Here is a 17926-nt window from a genome sequence, read left to right as displayed (position 1 = left end):
CGGCCGGGCGCCCCCTCCGGTCTGCCCGGGGCCCTCGGGAGCCCACCGGCACGGCTTACCTCCGGCGGCCCAGTGCCCGATTTGCCCGTAAAGTAGGGCCACCGAATAACCGTTCGCACCCGTTCGGTACAGTGGGAGGCGCGTCAATGACGCGCTAAGAAACTCTGGGTGCGCCGGGAAGTCTGGTCGGCAACTGCAACAGCCGTACACAGCTGCCGAAGGCCGGAGGTCACCCGCCGTGAGTGCGTCCAACCGCCGTTCCATATTCCTCGGACGGATGTCCCTGCCCGAGCGGAACTTCATCGCCGATGCGCTGCGCGCCGAGACCGTCGGCGGTGTCCTCCTTCTCGTCGCCGCCGTAGCGGCCCTGATCTGGGCAAACACCTTCGGCGGCAGCTACGAGGCGGTCCGCGGCTTCCACTTCGGCCCGGCCGCGCTGGGCCTGGATCTCTCCGTCCAGCACTGGGCCGCCAACGGCCTGCTGGCGATCTTCTTCTTCGTCGCGGGCATCGAGCTCAAGCGCGAACTGGTCGCCGGCGAGCTGCGCGACCGCCGGGCCGCCGCGCTCCCCGTGATCGCCGCGATCTGCGGCATGGCGACACCGGCGCTCGTCTACGTCGCCGTCAACACCCTCGGCGGCGGCTCGCTCCAAGGCTGGGCGGTGCCCACCGCCACCGACATCGCCTTCGCGCTCGCCGTGCTCGCCGTCATCGGGACGTCCCTGCCCGCCGCCCTGCGCGCCTTCCTGCTCACGCTCGCCGTCGTCGACGACCTCTTCGCCATCCTGATCATCGCGATCTTCTTCACCTCGAAGATCAACTTCGCGGCGCTCGGATTCGCCGTCGTCGGTCTGGTGGTCTTCTACCTGCTGCTGCGCAAGGGCGTCCGCGGCTGGTATGTCTACGTCCCGCTCGCCGTGGCCATCTGGGCCCTGATGGAGAACAGCGGGGTGCACGCCACCATCGCGGGTGTGGCCATGGGCCTGATGCTGCGCTGCCACCGCCGCGACGGCGAGACCCGGTCGCCCGGCGAGCACATCGAGCATCTGATCCGCCCGCTCTCGGCCGGTCTCGCGGTGCCGCTGTTCGCCCTCTTCTCCGCGGGCGTGTCCATCGCCGGCGGCGCCCTCCACGACGTCTTCACCCGGCCGGAGACGCTCGGAGTGGTCCTCGGCCTGATAGTGGGCAAGGCGCTGGGGATCTTCGGCGGAACGTGGTGCGCCGCCCGCTTCACCAAGGCCGAACTCAACCCCGACCTCAGATGGCCGGACGTCTTCGCGGTCGCCTCCCTCGCCGGCATCGGCTTCACCGTCTCGCTGCTGATCGGCGAACTCGCCTTCGCCGGGGACCTGGCGCTGGCCGACGAGATCAAGGCATCGGTGCTGATCGGCTCGCTGCTCGCGGCCGTCTTCGCCGCCGTCCTGCTCAAGCTCCGCAACCGCAAGTACAAGAAGCTGTGCGAGGACGAGGAGCGGGACGAGGACCAGGACGGCATCCCCGACATCTACGAGGCGGACAAACCGGAGTACCACCTTCGGATGGCGGCGATCCACGAAGCCAAGGCCGCCGAACACCGCCGGCTTGCCGAAGTGGCCTCCGGCTCGCACGCCGGAGACGATGGTCCGGCATGATCTGAGAGGCTTTGCATCCGGGTGACGAGATGAGGGAGACGGCGATGAGCGCAGCCGACCACGGCGCGGACCGCAGCCTCGGGCAACTGGTGGCCTCGGCCACCGCCGAGATGTCCGCACTGGTGCACGACGAGATCGCACTGGCCAAGGCGGAACTGCGGCAGGACGCCAAGCGGGCGGGCATCGGCAGTGCCGCCTTCGTCGTGGCGGGCGCGCTGGCGCTGTTCGCGCTGCCGGTGCTGAGCTTCGCGGCGGCGTACGGCATCCACAACCTCGGCATCGGGCTCGCCTGGTCCTTTCTGATCGTGGGCGGCGCCTTCCTGGTCCTCGCCGGACTGCTGGCCCTCATCGCCATCGCCAAGATCAAGAAGATCAAGAAGCCGGAGAAGTCCATCAACTCCGCCAGGGAGACCGCGGCCGTGCTCCAGAAGGCCAAGCCGCACCCGCGCCTGGAGACCATGGACCACCCGGTCCTGGAGTCTGTGACACGCTCGTCGGTATGACAGCCCCCGACAGCACCGCATCGGTCGTACGGATCGACATCCCCGGCGGACACGAGGTTTCACACCGCGATGTCGCGGCCAACGGTGCGCGCTTCCACATCGCCGAGATGGGCGAGGGCCCGCTGGTGCTGCTGCTGCACGGTTTCCCGCAGTTCTGGTGGACCTGGCGGCACCAACTCCCGGCCCTCGCCGAGGCGGGCTTCCGTGCGGTGGCGATGGACCTGCGGGGCGTCGGCGGCAGCGACCGCACCCCGCGCGGCTACGACCCGGCGAACCTCGCGCTGGACGTCACCGGCGTCGTACGGTCCCTGGGCGAGCCGGACGCCGCGCTCGTCGGGCACGACCTGGGCGGCTACCTCGCCTGGACGGCGGCGGTGATGCGGCCCAAGCTGGTGCGCCGGCTCGCGGTCGCCTCGATGCCGCATCCGCGGCGCTGGCGCTCGGCGATGCTCGCCGACGTCCGCCAGAGCACCCGCAGTTCGCACATCTGGAACTTCCAGCGGCCCTGGCTGCCGGAGCGCCGGCTGACGGCGGACGACGCGGCGCTGGTGGGCCGGATGATCCGGGACTGGTCCGGGCCCCGGCTGCCGGACGACGAGGCCATCGCGGTCTACCAGCGGGCGATGAGCATCCCCTCGACGGCACACTGCTCGATCGAGCCGTACCGCTGGATGGTGCGGTCGATGGCCCGCCCCGACGGCATCCAGTTCAACCGCCGGATGAAGATGCCCGTACGCGTCCCGACCCTGCATCTGCACGGCTCACTGGACCCGGTGATGCGCACCCGCAGCGCGGCCGGCTCCGGCGAGTACGTCGAAGCCCCCTACCGCTGGCGGCTGTTCGACGGCCTGGGGCACTTCCCGCACGAGGAGGACCCCGCCGCCTTCTCGACCGAGCTGATCAACTGGCTGAAGGACCCGGAACCCGACCGCTGAGCGCGTCCTGACGGATCGTTCAGGCAGCGGCGTACCGCTGAACGGGGCGGGATGCACCGCTCAGCGGAGCCGACACGCCAGAGCACTCGAACGTAGGCATGGCGAACGGCCACTTGCCCGGCGCATAGGCCAATTGGCGGTCCCCATGGCGGTTACGGACCTTGGGCCACGGGCAGAGTCGAGGGTATGGGCTGGACGCACGACTACCGTGACGTGGCACGCAACCGCCGCAGCAGTGCCGCTGCAGTGGGCACTCAGGACAGGGGCACACCGGATCTCGGGTCCGGCGCGTCCCCCGATCCGGCGCACCCGATGGGCATCCCGCGCATCCTGCGTCGCAGAGCGCGCTGGATGAGCGCGCGCCTGCGCCATCGCACCTGACCCTGCGCCGCCGCAGCTGACAGGCCACGCCTCGAGCCGGCAAGGCGCGGGAAGCTCCACTCCCCGCGCCCTGAGCCCCTCCGGGAGCCTCTGACCGCTCAGATCGCGCAGCCCTGGCTGTCGACCTGCTGCTGGGCCGTGCGCCCCCTGACGATGTCCTGGCGGATCTCATCGGCGGTCAGCGCATAGCCGGTGTGCGAGTCGTCCAGCGACTTCGCGAAGACGACGCCGTAGACCTCGCCCCTGGGGGTGAGCAGCGGACCGCCGGAGTTGCCCTGCCGGACCGTGGCGTAGAGGGAGTAGACGTCGCGGCCGACCGTGCCCCGGTGGTAGATGTCCGGGCCGTTGGCCTGGATACGGGCGCGGATGCGGGCGGAGCGGACGTCGTACCCGCCGTTCTCCGGGAAGCCGGCGACGATGGCGCTCTTGCCGCTGTCGGCGTCCACGCCGGCGAACCGCAGCGCCGGGGCGTCCAGCGAGGGCACGTCCAGGACCGCGATGTCGCGTCGCCAGTCGTAGAGCACGACCCTGGCGTTGTACTGGCGGCCCTCTCCGCCCACCTGGACGGTCGGCTCGCTCACTCCTCCCACGACATGGGCGTTGGTCATCACCCGATGCCGGCCGAAGACGAAGCCACTGCCTTCGAGGACCTTGCCGCAGCCGGGGGCCGTGCCGACGACCTTGACGATGCTGCGCTTGGCCTGCGCCGCGACGGGACTCGAGGCCAGCTGGGGGTCGGGCGCCGGCACATTGTTGATCGGCTCGTTGGAGAACGGCGTGAAGACCTGCGGGAAGCCGTTCTGGGCGAGCACCGAGGAGAAGTCCGCGAACCAGGTGTTGGCCTGCGACGGCAGCACCTGGGAGACCCCGAGCAGCACCTTGGAGTTGCGGACCTCCTTGCCGAGCGTCGGCAGGGACGTACCGGCCAGCGCGGAGCCGATCAGCCAGGCGACCAGCAGCATCGCCATGACGTTGACCAGCGCGCCGCCGGTCGCATCGAGCGCTCTCGCCGGTGACCACGTGATGTGGCGGCGCAGTTTGTTGCCCAGATGGGTGGTGAGCGCCTGGCCCACGGATGCGCACACGATCACGATGGCGACCGCCGCGATGGCCGCGAAGGTGCCGGGCGTGGCGTCACCGGTGATCTCGTTCCAGATCAACGGCAGCACATAGACCGCGATCAGGCCGCCGCCGAGGAAGCCGATCACGGACAGGATGCCGACGACGAAGCCTTGCCGGTAACCGACGATCGCGAACCACACGGCCGCGACCAGCAGCAGGATGTCCAGGACGTTCACGCCGGACACCGTCTCACGAGCGCCAGTCGAGCGGGACCTGCTTGTCACGGTCCCACGGAATCTCCCACCCGGCGTAGTGCAGAATCCGGTCGATCACCCCGGCCGTAAACCCCCAGACCAGGGCGTTTTCGACAAGGAACGCCGGCCCCGTGTGGCCGCTGGGATGGCGCGTTGTCACACGATGGGCGGGATCCGTGAGATCCGCCACGGGAACCGTGAACACCCGGGCGGTCTCCGCCTGGTCGACCGCGCCGACCGGGCTCGGCCGGCGCCACCAGCCCAGGACGGGTGTCACCACGAAGCCGCTGACGGGGATGTAGAGCCGCGGCAGCACGCCGAAGACCTGCACGCCGGACGGATCGAGGCCGGTCTCCTCCTGGGCCTCGCGAAGCGCCGCCCGCACCGGTCCGGGGCCGTCGGGGTCGCCGTCCTGGGGATCCAGGGCGCCACCGGGGAAGGACGGCTGGCCGGCATGGGAGCGCAGGGTGCCGGCGCGCTCCATCAGGAGCAGCTCGGGGCCGCGGGGGCCGTGGCCGAAGAGGATCAGCACCGCGGACTGCCGGCCGCCGCTCTCCGGCGGCAGGAAGCGGCTGAGCTGGCGCGGTTCGATCGTGCCGGCCGCGCGGGCCACGGGGTCCAGCCACTCGGGCAGGCCGTCGGCCGTCACCGCGACTTCCTGACCGGCCGCTCGCCGGACCCCCGTCTCCTCGCCGTACCGCTGCTCCCGTGCACTCCTCATACGCGCCCCCTCAGGCCTGGCTTCGATGATGGATCCCTACCGGGGCCGCGCCGGTGATTCCGCGCGGCCCGGGCCCCACGGACGGCGCGGCCGTCGTCATGAGGCGGCCGCCTGGGCCGCCATCGGGGGCGCGGGCTGCCCCGGATAGTCGGCCGGTGGCCTGAGCCGCTGTCCCGGCTGGCCGCCCAGCTCGTACTTGAGCAGCTTCCTGGCCTTCTCCGGGTCCGTCTCGCCCTCGCCGTACGCGGGGCACAGCGGAGCGATGGCACAGGCTCCGCAGGCCGGCTTGCGGGAGTGGCAGACCCGGCGGCCGTGGAAGACGACGCGGTGCGAGAGCATCGTCCACTCGCTCTTGGGGAAGATGTCGGCGACATCCGCCTCGACCTTCTCCGCGTCCTGGTGGGTCGTCCAGCCGAAGCGGCGCGCCAAGCGGCCGAAGTGGGTGTCGACGGTGATGCCCGGGACGCCGAAGGCGTTGCCCAGCACCACATTGGCCGTCTTGCGGCCGACCCCGGGGAGCGTGACCAGATCTTCGAGGCGGCCGGGCACCTCGCCGCCGAAGCGGTCGCGCAGCGCCGCGGACAGGCCCAGCAGCGACTTCGCCTTGGCCCGGAAGAAGCCGGTCGGCCGGATCAGCTCCTCCAGCTGCTGCGGATCCATCGCGGCCATGTCCTCGGGAGTGGGGCAGACGGCGAAGAGGCGCGGGGTGGTCTGGTTGACCCTCAGGTCGGTGGTCTGTGCCGACAGCACCGTGGCGACCAGCAGCTCGAAGGGGTTGGTGAAGTCCAGCTCGGGGTGGGCGTACGGATAGAGCTCGGCCAGCTCGCGGTTGATCCGGCGGGCCCGCCGCACCATGGCGGCCCGCGACTCCTGCTTGCGCGCGGCGGCCTTCTTGGCGGGGGCCTTCGCCGCGGCGGTCTTCTTGGCTGCGGTGGTCTTGGCAGCGGCCTTCTTCGCTACGGCGGCCTTCTTCGTGGCGGCCGTCTTGGTGGCGGGCTTCTTGGTCGCCGGCTTCTTGGCCGGCGCCTGCTCGGCGACCGCGGCCACCTTCTTGGCCACGGCCTTCTTCGCGCCCGCCTTCTTCGTCACGGCCTTCTTCGCCGCCGGCTTCTCGGGGGTTTCGTTCACGGCCGCCTTCTTCCCTGCCGAGGTCGTGCCTACCGGGGTCTTCGTCGCGGAGTTCTGGTCGGTTGTGTCCTGCTCAGCGGCGTCCCGCGCCGCCGGTCGCGACGCGCCAGGATTCTGGACGGCCGGCTTCCGCTCGGCCGTCACCCCGGAGGGCGATTTGTTACTTTTATCCGAATGGGACGCTTCGCTGGACGCCTGTTCGCCCACAGCGGAATCGCGTCCTGCACTCACTCTCCCAGCCCCCCAGTCCTCTGCTCTCACCGGCGTATTGGACACTCGGCCAGACTAAAGCCAGCCACTGACATCCGGCTTGATCACCGTGATTCGTGACCCCAATCGGCCCCCTGCCTTATGGCTGAGGGCACCGGTCCGGCAAACTTGTGATTGATCGCACTGTTTTGCATTCCGGCATGATGGGGACCACAGTCCCCCGGAGCATGTCGACAAGGAGAGATCTCGTGGACGACGTTCTGCGGCGCGCACCGCTCTTCGCGGCGCTCGATGACGAGCAGGCGGCCGAGCTGCGCGCCTCTATGGGAGAGGTCACGCTCGCCCGCGGCGACGCCCTGTTCCACGAAGGGGACCCCGGCGACCGCCTCTACGTGGTCACCGAGGGCAAGGTGAAGCTGCACCGCACCTCCCCCGACGGCCGGGAGAACATGCTCGCCGTCCTCGGCCCCGGCGAGCTGATCGGAGAGCTCTCGCTCTTCGACCCGGGCCCGCGTACGGCCACCGCCTCCGCCCTCACCGAGGTCAAACTGCTCGGCCTGGGCCACGGCGACCTCCAGCCCTGGCTCAACGCCCGCCCCGAGGTGGCCACGGCGCTGCTGCGGGCGGTCGCCCGCCGGCTGCGCAAGACCAACGACCAGATGTCCGACCTGGTCTTCTCGGACGTTCCGGGCCGTGTGGCACGCGCCCTGCTCGACCTGTCGCGCCGCTTCGGCGTGCAGTCCGAGGAGGGCATCCACGTCGTCCACGACCTCACGCAGGAAGAGCTGGCCCAGCTGGTCGGCGCCTCCCGCGAGACGGTCAACAAGGCGCTCGCCGACTTCGCGGGCCGCGGCTGGCTGCGCCTGGAGGCGCGCGCCGTGATCCTGCTGGACGTCGAGCGGCTGGCCAAGCGCTCGCGCTGAGCACCGCAGAGGCTTGTAGCGAAGGGCCCCGCTCCGGCGGGGCCCTTCGCAATTGCCTCGCGCCCCCGCCGGCCCGCTCGCCATAGTTGCGCCATGACCAACGGCACGGGACTGGATCGGGACGGCTACTTCGTACGGGGAGGGGCCCTGGACCGGGTGCCCGCGCGGTTCGCGCCCGTAGTGGCGCAGCTCGGCGCGCGGCTCACCGACCACTTCGGTCCCGACCGCCTCCACAGCAGCTACCTCTTCGGCAGCATCCCGCGGGGCACCGCCGTAGCCGGCGTCTCCGACCTCGATGCGCTGGTCGCCCTACGGGACGAGCCGACCGACGCCGACCACGCCGCCGCCCGCGGCATCGAGGCGGAGCTGGACGCCGCCTACTGGCAGATCGACGGCGCGGGCCTGCTGCTGTTCGGTGTGGACCGGCTGCTGAGCGAGCTGGAGCGCTACGACCTGGCGTGGTTCGTCGCGTGTCTGTGCACGCCCCTCGGCGGCCCGGACCTCGCCGCCCGGCTGCCCCGCTACCGCCCCACCTCGCTCCTCGCCCGCGAGACCAACGGCGACCTCTTCCGCGACCTTCCCGGTCTGCGCGAGAAGGCCGCGGCGGCAACTACGGAGCCCGAGCGCACCCGGCTGACCCGGGGCGTGGCACGTCGGCTCGTACGCACCGGGTTCACGCTGGTCATGCCGCGCTGGGGCGGCTGGACCAGCGATCTCGCCCAGTCCGCCGAGGTGTTCGCGCGCTACTACCCGGCGCACGCCGAGCGGATGCGCGCCGCGGCCCGCGCCGCCCGGACGCCCGCCGCCTACCCGAAGCTGCTGGACGAGCTGCTGGACGACCTCGCGCCCTGGCTGGCCGACGAGTACCTCACCGTCCACGGGGCGAAGGCTCCCCGCCCATAGACCGGCTGACGGAGCCTCGCAGCGGGCGCCGGGGACGGCTCCCCGGCCCCGGCGGGGTGCTCAGCCCTCGATCAGCCCGTGCTCGCCCAGGTAGTCCAGCTGCGCCCGTACCGACAGCTCGGCGGCCGGCCACAGGGACCGGTCGACGTCGGCGTAGACGCTGGCGACGACCTCGGCGGGGGTGCGATGCCCGGCCTCGACCGCGGTCTCCACCTGGGCGAGCCGGTGGGCGCGGTGCGCCAGATAGAACTCCACCGCCCCCTGGGCGTCGTTCAGGACCGGTCCGTGGCCCGGCAGGACCGTCGAGACGCCGTCGTCCACCGTGAGGGAGCGCAGCCGGCGCAGCGAGTCCAGATAGTCGCCCAGGCGCCCGTCCGGGTGCGCGACCATGGTGGTGCCGCGCCCCAGGATCGTGTCGCCGGTGAGCACCGCGCGGTCGGCCGGGAGGTGGAAGGAGAGCGAGTCGGCGGTGTGCCCCGGTGTGGGCACCACGCGCAGTTCGAGCCCCCCGGCGGTGATGACGTCGCCGGCCGCCAGCCCCTCGCCGCCGAGGCGCAGCGCCGGGTCCAGCGCCCGTACGGCCGAACGGGTCAGCTCGGCGAACCGGGCGGCCCCGTCGGCGTGGTCCGGGTGACCGTGGGTCAGCAGGGTCAGCGCGATGCGCTTGCCGGCCCGCTCGGCGGTGTCGATGACGGCCTGGAGGTGGCCCTCGTCGAGCGGTCCCGGGTCGATGACGACGGCGAGGTCGGAGTCCGGCTCGGCGACGATCCAGGTGTTGGTGCCGTCCAGCGTCATCGCCGACGGGTTCGGGGCCAGTACGCAGTGGGCGCGCGCGGTGGCCGCCCCGGAGATCACTCCGCCGCGGGGCTGCCCCGGGAGGGCGGCTGCTTCGGTCATGTCGGGTTCCCTCCCTTGGGGCCGGGGCCTCCTGAGGACCCGTCGGCCCCGGAGACGCCGCCGTCGGCGTCCGTCGGCGCGATGTGCTTGGTGAATTCGTCGTGCCCCGGCCAGCTCAGCTCGATCTCGCCGCCCACCACGCGCGCGCGGGCCAGTACCGGCGTCAGGTCCTGGGCCTCCGCGGCGGCCAGCACGTCCGCGGCGGTGGCGTACGGCTGGAGGGCGCGCAGCGTCGCGATCGTCGGCGGCATCATCAGCAGCTCGCCCCGGTCGTAGCCGGCCGCCGCCTCCTCGGGCCGGACCCACAGCGCGAGATCCGCCTCCGTGGAGGCGCTGGGGGTCCCCACCGGACCGACGGCGGCCCCGGTCGCACCAGGGGACGGAGCGATGTCCGAAGGCTCTTGGGTGAGGGTGCGCTGGCCCTCGGGAAGCACGGCGACGAAGAACCAGGTGTCGTAGCGCCGCGGCTCGAACTCCGGGGTGATCCAGCGTGCCCACGCGCCCAACAGGTCGGAGCGCAGGACCAGGCCGCGGCGCCCCAGGAAGTCGGCGAAGGATAGCTCATGGGCGATCAGGGCCGCGCGGTCCGCCTCCCAGTCCGCGCCCGTGGTGTCCTCGACCACCGTGTCGGCCGAGGCGCCGGCGAGCAGCACCCCCACCTCCTCGAAGGTCTCGCGCACCGCCGCGCAGACGATGGCCTGCGCGGTGGCCGGATCGACGCCCATACGGACCGCCCATTGGGCGCGCGAGGGACCGGCCCAGGCCACCGGGCGCTCGTCGCGGGGGTCGACGGAGCCGCCCGGATAGGCGTGCGCGCCTCCGGCGAAAGCCATGGAGGCGCGTCTGCGCAGCATGTGGACGGCGGGGCCGCCGGATCCCGAGTCCCGCAACAGCAGGACGGTCGCGGCCCGCCGGGGCTCGGCAGGAGTCAGCTCGCCGCTCGCGAGCGCCCGGATGCGGTCCGGCCACTCCGGCGGATACCACTGGCCATTGGTCGTGGACGACATGGCCGGATGCTATGCGCTCGCGCGCGGATGTTCGAGGGCCACTTTCGCGCCGGGCGTGCTCCGCCGGGACGCGGCACCGCCCCCACCGCCGGGGGCGGGGGAAGCGCCGACCGCGAACGCGCGAGGCCGCGGGACCGCCGGGCCTGCGCACACGAGGCCGCGGTGCCTGCCCCGCGGCCTCGACCGCGCCGCGATCCGGACTACTCCGCGATCTCGACCTGGATCTCGACCTCGACCGGCGCGTCGATCGGCAGCACCGCCACGCCCACCGCGGACCGGGCGTGGACGCCCTTGTCGCCGAGGATCTCGCCCAGCAGCTCGCTGGCGCCGTTGAGGACGCCCGGCTGGCCGGTGAACTCCGGCGCGGAGGCCACGAAGCCGACGACCTTGACGACCCGCTGGATCTTGTCGAGGTCGCCGATGACGGACTTCACGGCGGCCAGCGCGTTGAGCGCGCAGGTCGCGGCGAGTTCCTTGGCCTGCTCCGGGCTCACCTCGGCGCCGACCTTGCCGGTGACCGGCAGCGCGCCGTCCACCATCGGCAGCTGGCCGGAGGTGAAGACGTACGAGCCGGAGCGCACCGCGGGCTGGTACGTGGCCAGCGGCGGCACGACCTCCGGCAGCTTCAGCCCGAGCGCTGCGATCTTCTCCTCTACGGCGCTCACGCCTTCTCCCGCTTCAGGTAGGCCACCAACTGCTCGGGGTTGTTCGGGCCCGGCACGACCTGGACCAGCTCCCAGCCGTCCTCGCCCCAGGTGTCCAGAATCTGCTTCGTCGCGTGCACGAGCAGCGGCACGGTCGCGTATTCCCACTTGGTCATGGGCCGAGCGTAATGCCTGTCCAGGGCCGCGGTGGACGCCGTCCGCCACGGCCCGCCCGCGCCCGCCCGACACGGCGGCCGAGCAGGTGCCCGCCCGACCCCTACGGCACATCCCTGAGCTGTCCCGGAGGAATCGTGGGAAAGATCTCCGGGGCCTCCCAGGCGTATCCCGTGCGTAGCCGCGACGCGGACTGGTTAGGCTCCTTGGCGTGAGCAGGCTCCATGTCGTCAGCGGCAAGGGCGGCACCGGAAAGACCACGGTCGCCGCTGCCCTCGCCCTCGCCCTCGCCACCGAGGGGCGCCGTACCCTCCTGGTCGAGGTCGAGGGTCGGCAGGGCATTGCCCAGTTGTTCGAGACCGAGGCGCTTCCGTACGAGGAGCGCAAGATCGCGGTAGGTCCGGCATCCGAGGGTGCCTCGCCGTGGGGATCCCCCCGGGCCGAGTCGGGGGGAGACGCCGTCAGGGGCGGTGGCGGACGACGGGCCGGCGAGGTCCACGCCCTGGCCATCGACGCCGAACGCGCCCTCCTGGACTACCTCCAGATGTTCTACAAGCTCGGCGGCGCGGGCCGGGCCCTCAAGAAGCTCGGCGCGATCGACTTCGCCACGACCATCGCCCCCGGCCTGCGGGACGTCCTGCTGACCGGCAAGGCGTGCGAGGCGGTGCGCCGCAAGGACAAGAACGGCAAGTTCGTCTACGACGCGGTCGTGATGGACGCCCCGCCGACCGGCCGCATCACCCGGTTCCTGAACGTCAACGACGAGGTCGCCGGCCTTGCGAAGATCGGCCCGATCCACAATCAGGCGCAGGCCGTGATGCGGGTCCTCAAATCGCCGGAGACCGCGGTGCATCTGGTGACGCTCCTGGAGGAGATGCCGGTCCAGGAGACCGCCGACGGTGTCGCGGAACTGCGCGCCGCGGGCATCCCCGTCGGCGGCATCGTCATCAACATGACCCGCCCGGCCCTGCTGGACAACGGCGACCTCGACGTCATCGCCGCCCGCGGGGCCCGTACGGGCGTCGCCAGGGCGCTCTCCCAGGCGGGCCTGGGCGGTGCCCGCCGCGGTGGCCTGGCGGACCGGCTGATCGACCCCCTGCTGGAACAGGCGCGGGAACACGCCGAGCGGGTCGAGCTGGAGCGCGCCGAGCACGCCGAGCTGACCTCGATCGGCCTGCCCACCTACGAGTTGGAGCTGCTCCCCGAGGGAGTGGACCTCGCCGGGCTCTACCAACTGGCGAGAGACCTGCGGAAACAGGGGCCCATATGACCTCGGACGACACGACGCTGGACGCCTCGGCCCCCTACCTGGAGGTCGACGCCCTGATCGACGACCCGCGCACCCGCATCGTGGTGTGCTGCGGTTCGGGCGGCGTCGGCAAGACCACCACCGCCGCCGCGCTGGGCGTACGCGCCGCCGAGCGCGGCCGCAAGGTCGTCGTGCTGACCATCGACCCGGCGAGGCGGCTGGCGCAGTCGATGGGCATCTCCGAGCTTGACAACGTCCCGCGCCGGGTCAAGGGCGTCGACGAGACCGCGGGCGGCGAACTGCACGCGATGATGCTCGACATGAAGCGCACCTTCGACGAGATCGTCGAGGGCCATGCCGACGCCGACCGCGCCCGGGCCATCCTGGAGAACCCCTTCTACCAGTCCCTGTCGGCCGGTTTCGCGGGCACGCAGGAGTACATGGCGATGGAGAAGCTCGGCCAGCTGCGCGCGAGCGACGAGTGGGACCTGATCGTCGTCGACACGCCACCGAGCCGCTCCGCCCTGGACTTCCTGGATGCGCCCAAGCGCCTCGGCTCCTTCCTGGACGGCAAGTTCATCCGGGTGCTGATGGCACCGGCGAAGGTCGGCGGCCGGGCCGGCATGAAGTTCCTCAATGTCGGTATGTCGATGATGACCGGCACGCTCAGCAAGCTCATGGGCGGTCAACTGCTGCGCGATGTGCAGACGTTCGTGGCGGCCATGGACACCATGTTCGGCGGCTTCCGCACCCGCGCGGACGCCACCTACCGCCTGCTGCAGGCGCCCGGTACGGCGTTCCTCGTGGTGGCCGCGCCGGAGCGGGACGCGCTGCGCGAGGCGGCGTACTTCGTCGAGCGGCTGGCCGCCGAGCAGATGCCGCTGGCCGGCCTCGTGCTGAACCGGGTGCACGGCAGCGGCGCCGCCCAACTGAGCGCCGAGCGCGCGCTGGCCGCCGCGGAGGCCCTGACGGACGCGGCGGCGGAGGACGACACCGAAGCGGACCGCGCCGAAAATAATCTTGAAGCAACCGGCATTGTGGATCTCGACGACGGGAAGGCTGGATCACGTACCGCCGGCGGCCTCTCCCCCGCTGCCGCGGCGGAGCATGTGGCACCCACTTCGGCCTCGGCGGCGCAACTGGCCGCCGGGCTGCTACGACTGCACGCGGAACGCATGCAGGTTCTCGCGCGCGAACGGCGCACGCGGGACCGCTTCACCTCGCTGCACCCCGAGGTCCCGGTGGCGGAGGTCGCCGCGCTGCCCGGCGATGTCCACGACCTCACGGGCCTGCGCGCGATCGGCGACCGCTTGGCGCTCAACGGCGCGGAGAGCGGCACGGATACGGACACCGATACCTGAGCCGTACCAGCCCTGCGGCCCTAGGGGCCGCACCCACCCACGCATCACGCACAAGCGCACAGCACTGCCGCGCACGTGGCTGCCATGCGCATCACATGCGAGCGCGCCAAGGCGCTCGATGCACACGTCGGTGGTGCCCAACCTCCGGGCATACCAAGGTCACTTGAGCGCGCGCCCGCGACACCAGCGTGCCACCGACCGAGCCCGCGCTCGTCCTACCGACCAGCCGGCCGCTGTCCGATCGCTATCCGATCGCTATCCGACCGCGGCGTACTCGTCGAAGGTCTCGTCCTCGCAGTCCACCGGCAGGATGCCCGTGCTGCGCTCGTATTCCGTACGTGCTGTCTCCAGCAGGCGACGCCATGACGTCACGGTCGGGCGGCGGCGCAGCAGCGCCCTCCGCTCGCGTTCGGTCATCCCGCCCCACACGCCGAACTCCACCCGGTTGTCCAGGGCATCAGCCAGGCATTCCGTGCGTACCGGACATCCGGTGCACACCGCCTTGGCGCGGTTCTGCGCCGCCCCCTGAACGAACAATTCATCCGGATCGGTAGTGCGGCAAGCTGCCTGCGTACTCCAGTCGGTTACCCAGCCCATGCTGGCGCCGTCCTCTCCCGAATCGAGGCTCCCCCACGGCGGCAATCGGCATATTCACCGTTGCCAGTTGAGGACGTTACGGAAGGCAGGCAGGGTGCAACACCCCCTTCGGGCCCAATCTTGAATGGCCCGAACGGACTATGCGTACGCGGCAGATCACCCAACGGAGTGACCGAGCGACATGCGTAACATTGCTCACAAGACAGGACAGTTCGTCGTCCTGGCGCGGGATTTCTGGCGGCTCATGGGGACACGTGGGGTGCGGTCCGCGAGAGAGTAGGGGTTGACGAACCGGGGCGTAACCATTCCGCTGTGGCAGCTGGGAACAGGCTAAACGAACAGGTGCGCCCCTGTCCGGCGATTCAGAACGTAGGCTGCCCCCATGCCTAAGAAGCGCGATGGCGGAGGCCTGTCCAAGACGCAGCAAGCCGCCAAGTTCCTCGGTGTGAGCGTCCTGGCCGGAGCGGTGCTCGCCGGCCTCGCGCTTCCGGCGGCCGGGGCTCTGGGCCTTACGGCCAAGGGGTCCGTCGAGGGCTTCGACGACATCCCGGCGAACCTCAAGACGCCGCCGCTCAGCCAGCGGTCCACGATTCTGGACGCCAAGGGCGGCGAGATCGCCAAGGTCTACTCCCGTGACCGCACGGTCGTGGACCTCAAGGACATGTCGCCCTATATCCGGCAGGCGATCGTCGCGATCGAGGACGCGCGCTTCTACCAGCACGGCGCCGTCGACATGAAGGGCATCCTGCGCGCGGTCAACAAGAACGCCCAGTCGGGCGGCGTCTCCCAGGGCGCCTCGACGCTGACCCAGCAGTACGTGAAGAACGTCTTCATCGAGGAGGCGGGCGACAATGCGGACAAGGTCGCGCAGGCCACCCAGCAGACGATCGGCCGCAAGATCAAAGAGCTGAAGTACGCGATCCAGGTCGAGAAGGAACTCGGCAAGCGCAAGATCCTTCAGAACTACCTCAACATCACCTTCTTCGGGCAGCAGGCGTACGGCATCGAGGCGGCCGCCCAGCGGTACTTCAGCAAGCACGCCAAGGACCTGAGCCTGGAGGAGTCGGCGCTGCTGGCCGGCATCGTCCAGTCGCCGAGCCGCTACGACCCGGTCAGCGCCCCGCAGGAGGCCACCCGGCGGCGCAACACCGTTCTGCAGCGGATGGCCGACCTCAAGAACATCACCCAGGCGCAGGCCGACGCGGCCGCCAAGAAGCCGATCAAGCTCGCGGTCAGCCGCCCGAAGAACGGCTGCATCACCGCCACGGACGGCGCCGGCTTCTTCTGCGACTACATCCGCAAGGTCTTCCTCACCGACAAGGCCTTCGGCAAGACCCGCAAGGACCGGCTGAAGCGCTGGGACAGGGGCGGAATGACCATCCGCACCACCCTCGATCCGCAGACCCAGAAGGCGATCCAGGCGTCCATAAGCGACCACGTCTACGAGGACGACCCGGTCGCCACCGCCGCCACCATCGTCGAACCGGGCACCGGCAAGATCCTCGGCATGGGCCAGTCGCGCCCGTACGGCTTCGGCGAGAACCAGACCGTGCTCAACCTCTCGGTGGACGACAACATGGGCGGCGGCGCCGGCTACCAGCCCGGTTCGACCTTCAAGCCGGTGATCGCGGCGGCCGCGCTGGAGCAGGGGACCAGTCCCGAGCAGGAGTACTCCTCGCCGTATCGGATGCCGTATCCGAGCCCGGTGCAGACCTGCGAGGGCCAGTGGCAGGGCAGCCCCTCCGACACCACCCAGAACGAGAACAAGCGCGAGGTCGGCCCGTACGGCATGAAGGAGGCGACCGCGAAGTCGGTCAACACCTACTTCGTGCAGCTGATCAGCGATATGGGCATCTGCCCGGCGGTCAAGATGGCCCAGAAGATGGGCATCGAGCGGGCGGACGGCAAGCCCCTGCAGCAGGTGCCGTCGATGACGCTCGGCGTCCAGGAGATGTCGCCGCTGACGATGGCCTCCGGTTACGCCGCCTTCGCCAACGGCGGGGAGTACTGCTCCCCGGTCGCCATCGAGTCGATCACCGACGCACGGGGCCGGGCGCTGGAGGTCCCTCGGACCAGCTGCCGCAGCGCGATGTCCAAGAAGACCGCGGACACGATCAACACCCTCCTCAAGGGCGTCGTCGAGGACGGCACCGGCAAGGAGGCCGGCCTCAGGGGCCGGGACAGCGCCGGCAAGACCGGCACCAGCGACAGCCGCTACGCCGCATGGTTCGTCGGCTACACCCCGAACGCGGCGGGTGCCGTCTGGGTCGGCGACCCGCAGCACAAGCGCAAGATGTACAACATCACCATCGGCGGTGTCCCGCACGAGAAGGTCTACGGCGCCGACACTCCCGGCCCCATCTGGCGCGACGCGATGACCGGCGCGCTGGCCGGCCGGCCCGCGCCGTCCCTGCCCACCGTCCCGATCGGCAACCCCGACCGGGACAAGGACCGGGGCGACGACAAGGGCCGCGACAAGCACAAGCCCGGCCGGGGCCACGGCGGCGACGACAAGCCGGGCGGCGGCTGGGACCTGCCCGACTGGCCCGACATCCTGGGCGGCGGCAACGGCGGCTGGTAGGGCGCCGGTTGGCGGCGGGCGAGTCGGCGGGGGCAGCCCCGTAGGGCCGAGTGCCCGCCCGTAGAGCCGGACGACGAGCGCGATGAGGGGGCGCCCCCACAGCGGGGGCGCCCCCTCATCCGTCCCTCAGGACCTCGGTCGGCCCTCCTCAGGGCTTTCCGTCGGTCCTTCCTCGGGACTTCCCTCGGCCGCTCAGCCGGCCAGCAGCTTCTTCACCACCGCGGCCACCCGGCCGCCCTCCGCACGACCCGCCACCTGCGGGTTGACGATCTTCATGACGGCGCCCATCGCCTTCGGCCCCTCGGCGCCGGCGCCCTTGGCCTCCGCCACCGCCGCCGCGACCAGCTGCTCCAGCTCGTCGTCGGTCAGCTGCTTGGGCAGATAGTCGGCGAGCACCTCGCCCTCGGCGCGCTCCCGCTCGGCCGACTCGCTCCGGCCGCCCTTGTCGAAGGCCTCCGCGGCCTCCCGGCGCTTCTTCGCCTCCCGCGCGATGATCTTCTCGACCTCGCCGTCGGACAGCGCGCGTGCCTCCGTGCCCGCGACCTCTTCCTTCTGGATCGCGGTCAGCGTGAGGCGGAGGGTGGAGGAGCGCAGCTCGTCGCGCGCCTTGATCGCGGTGGTGAGGTCGTCCTGCAGCTTGGTCTTGAGCGTGGTCATGCCGTCGAGTATGCCCCGCCCCACCGACAACCGCCGCGCCTTTTCCCGCCCCGCCGCCCCGCCCCGGGCCGCCCTACCGCTGCATCCGCCCTGGCCACTCTGCAACGAT

18 protein-coding genes are annotated in these 17926 nt (G+C 71.2%); 9 read left to right on the top strand and 9 right to left on the bottom strand.

Going from position 1 to position 17926, the window contains the following annotated elements:
• Positions 1-277: 277 nt before the first annotated feature.
• The 4 genes from nhaA (at position 278) to WAB15_RS22870 (ending at position 3449) form a co-directional block, all read left to right on the top strand.
• Positions 278-1630: a Na+/H+ antiporter NhaA gene (gene nhaA / locus WAB15_RS22885; RefSeq protein ID WP_407289272.1), complete on the top strand. Its 1353-nt coding sequence runs from the start codon at positions 278-280 to the stop codon at positions 1628-1630.
• Between the two features lie 44 nt (positions 1631-1674).
• Entirely contained in the window at positions 1675-2133 is a 459-nt protein-coding gene (locus tag WAB15_RS22880; RefSeq protein WP_407287388.1) for a phage holin family protein, read from the top strand.
• On the top strand, positions 2130-3068 hold the full coding sequence (locus WAB15_RS22875; RefSeq protein ID WP_399149341.1) for an alpha/beta fold hydrolase: 939 nt from the start codon (positions 2130-2132) through the stop codon (positions 3066-3068). The genes WAB15_RS22880 and WAB15_RS22875 overlap by 4 nt, the downstream gene beginning before the upstream one ends.
• A gap of 186 nt (positions 3069-3254) precedes the next feature.
• Entirely contained in the window at positions 3255-3449 is a 195-nt protein-coding gene (locus WAB15_RS22870) for a hypothetical protein (protein WP_384427869.1), read from the top strand.
• 98 nt (positions 3450-3547) lie between these two features.
• Here WAB15_RS22870 and WAB15_RS22865 read toward each other — a convergent pair whose 3' ends face one another.
• From WAB15_RS22865 to nth, 3 genes are all read right to left on the bottom strand, one after another.
• On the bottom strand, positions 3548-4747 hold the full coding sequence (locus WAB15_RS22865) for a MarP family serine protease (protein WP_399149340.1): 1200 nt from the start codon (positions 4745-4747) through the stop codon (positions 3548-3550).
• Between the two features lie 13 nt (positions 4748-4760).
• Positions 4761-5486, bottom strand: a complete 726-nt coding sequence (locus WAB15_RS22860) for an NUDIX hydrolase (protein WP_407287387.1) — start codon at positions 5484-5486, stop codon at positions 4761-4763.
• Between the two features lie 96 nt (positions 5487-5582).
• The gene (nth, locus tag WAB15_RS22855; protein ID WP_407287386.1) at positions 5583-6614 is read right to left on the bottom strand and encodes an endonuclease III; all 1032 of its coding nucleotides are present in this window, start codon (positions 6612-6614) and stop codon (positions 5583-5585) included.
• 458 nt (positions 6615-7072) lie between these two features.
• Between nth and WAB15_RS22850 the strand changes: the two genes are divergently transcribed.
• On the top strand, positions 7073-7747 hold the full coding sequence (locus tag WAB15_RS22850) for a Crp/Fnr family transcriptional regulator (protein WP_006604164.1): 675 nt from the start codon (positions 7073-7075) through the stop codon (positions 7745-7747).
• A 93-nt stretch (positions 7748-7840) separates the two neighbouring features.
• Positions 7841-8650: a nucleotidyltransferase gene (locus WAB15_RS22845; RefSeq protein WP_407287385.1), complete on the top strand. Its 810-nt coding sequence runs from the start codon at positions 7841-7843 to the stop codon at positions 8648-8650.
• 60 nt (positions 8651-8710) lie between these two features.
• Here the strand turns inward: WAB15_RS22845 and WAB15_RS22840 are convergent, their stop codons facing one another.
• The 4 genes from WAB15_RS22840 to WAB15_RS22825 form a co-directional block, all read right to left on the bottom strand.
• Positions 8711-9547: an MBL fold metallo-hydrolase gene (locus tag WAB15_RS22840; RefSeq protein WP_407287384.1), complete on the bottom strand. Its 837-nt coding sequence runs from the start codon at positions 9545-9547 to the stop codon at positions 8711-8713.
• A complete protein-coding gene (locus WAB15_RS22835) occupies positions 9544-10554 on the bottom strand; it encodes an NUDIX hydrolase (RefSeq protein WP_407287383.1) in 1011 nt (336 codons plus the stop codon). The genes WAB15_RS22840 and WAB15_RS22835 overlap by 4 nt, the downstream gene beginning before the upstream one ends.
• Before the next feature lie 200 nt (positions 10555-10754).
• Positions 10755-11219, bottom strand: a complete 465-nt coding sequence (locus tag WAB15_RS22830) for a RidA family protein (RefSeq protein WP_399149334.1) — start codon at positions 11217-11219, stop codon at positions 10755-10757.
• Positions 11216-11374, bottom strand: coding sequence for a DUF4177 domain-containing protein (locus WAB15_RS22825; RefSeq protein WP_003967454.1), 159 nt, complete (start codon positions 11372-11374; stop codon positions 11216-11218). The genes WAB15_RS22830 and WAB15_RS22825 overlap by 4 nt, the downstream gene beginning before the upstream one ends.
• 209 nt (positions 11375-11583) lie before the next feature.
• Here WAB15_RS22825 and WAB15_RS22820 point away from each other — a divergent pair, with 209 nt between their 5' ends.
• Together WAB15_RS22820 and WAB15_RS22815 are read left to right on the top strand one after the other, a co-directional pair.
• A complete protein-coding gene (locus WAB15_RS22820; RefSeq protein ID WP_399149333.1) occupies positions 11584-12642 on the top strand; it encodes an ArsA-related P-loop ATPase in 1059 nt (352 codons plus the stop codon).
• Positions 12639-13982, top strand: coding sequence for an ArsA family ATPase (locus WAB15_RS22815; RefSeq protein ID WP_407287382.1), 1344 nt, complete (start codon positions 12639-12641; stop codon positions 13980-13982). Before WAB15_RS22820 ends, WAB15_RS22815 begins: the two co-directional genes overlap by 4 nt.
• A 255-nt stretch (positions 13983-14237) precedes the next feature.
• Here the strand turns inward: WAB15_RS22815 and WAB15_RS22810 are convergent, their stop codons facing one another.
• A complete protein-coding gene (locus tag WAB15_RS22810) occupies positions 14238-14579 on the bottom strand; it encodes a WhiB family transcriptional regulator (protein ID WP_384427848.1) in 342 nt (113 codons plus the stop codon).
• Positions 14580-14961: 382 nt separating this feature from the next.
• Between WAB15_RS22810 and WAB15_RS22805 the strand changes: the two genes are divergently transcribed.
• Complete coding sequence (locus WAB15_RS22805) at positions 14962-17160, top strand: transglycosylase domain-containing protein (RefSeq protein ID WP_399149331.1); 2199 nt, start codon at positions 14962-14964, stop codon at positions 17158-17160.
• A 192-nt stretch (positions 17161-17352) separates the two neighbouring features.
• Here WAB15_RS22805 and WAB15_RS22800 read toward each other — a convergent pair whose 3' ends face one another.
• Entirely contained in the window at positions 17353-17817 is a 465-nt protein-coding gene (locus WAB15_RS22800; protein WP_399149330.1) for a GatB/YqeY domain-containing protein, read from the bottom strand.
• Positions 17818-17926: the final 109 nt, after the last annotated feature.

The organism is Streptomyces sirii (assembly GCF_045690365.1).
Classification (GTDB): domain Bacteria; phylum Actinomycetota; class Actinomycetes; order Streptomycetales; family Streptomycetaceae; genus Streptomyces; species Streptomyces sirii.
The sequence above is the reverse complement of the archived record's forward strand: the minus strand, read 5'-3'. Positions and strand labels throughout refer to the sequence as shown.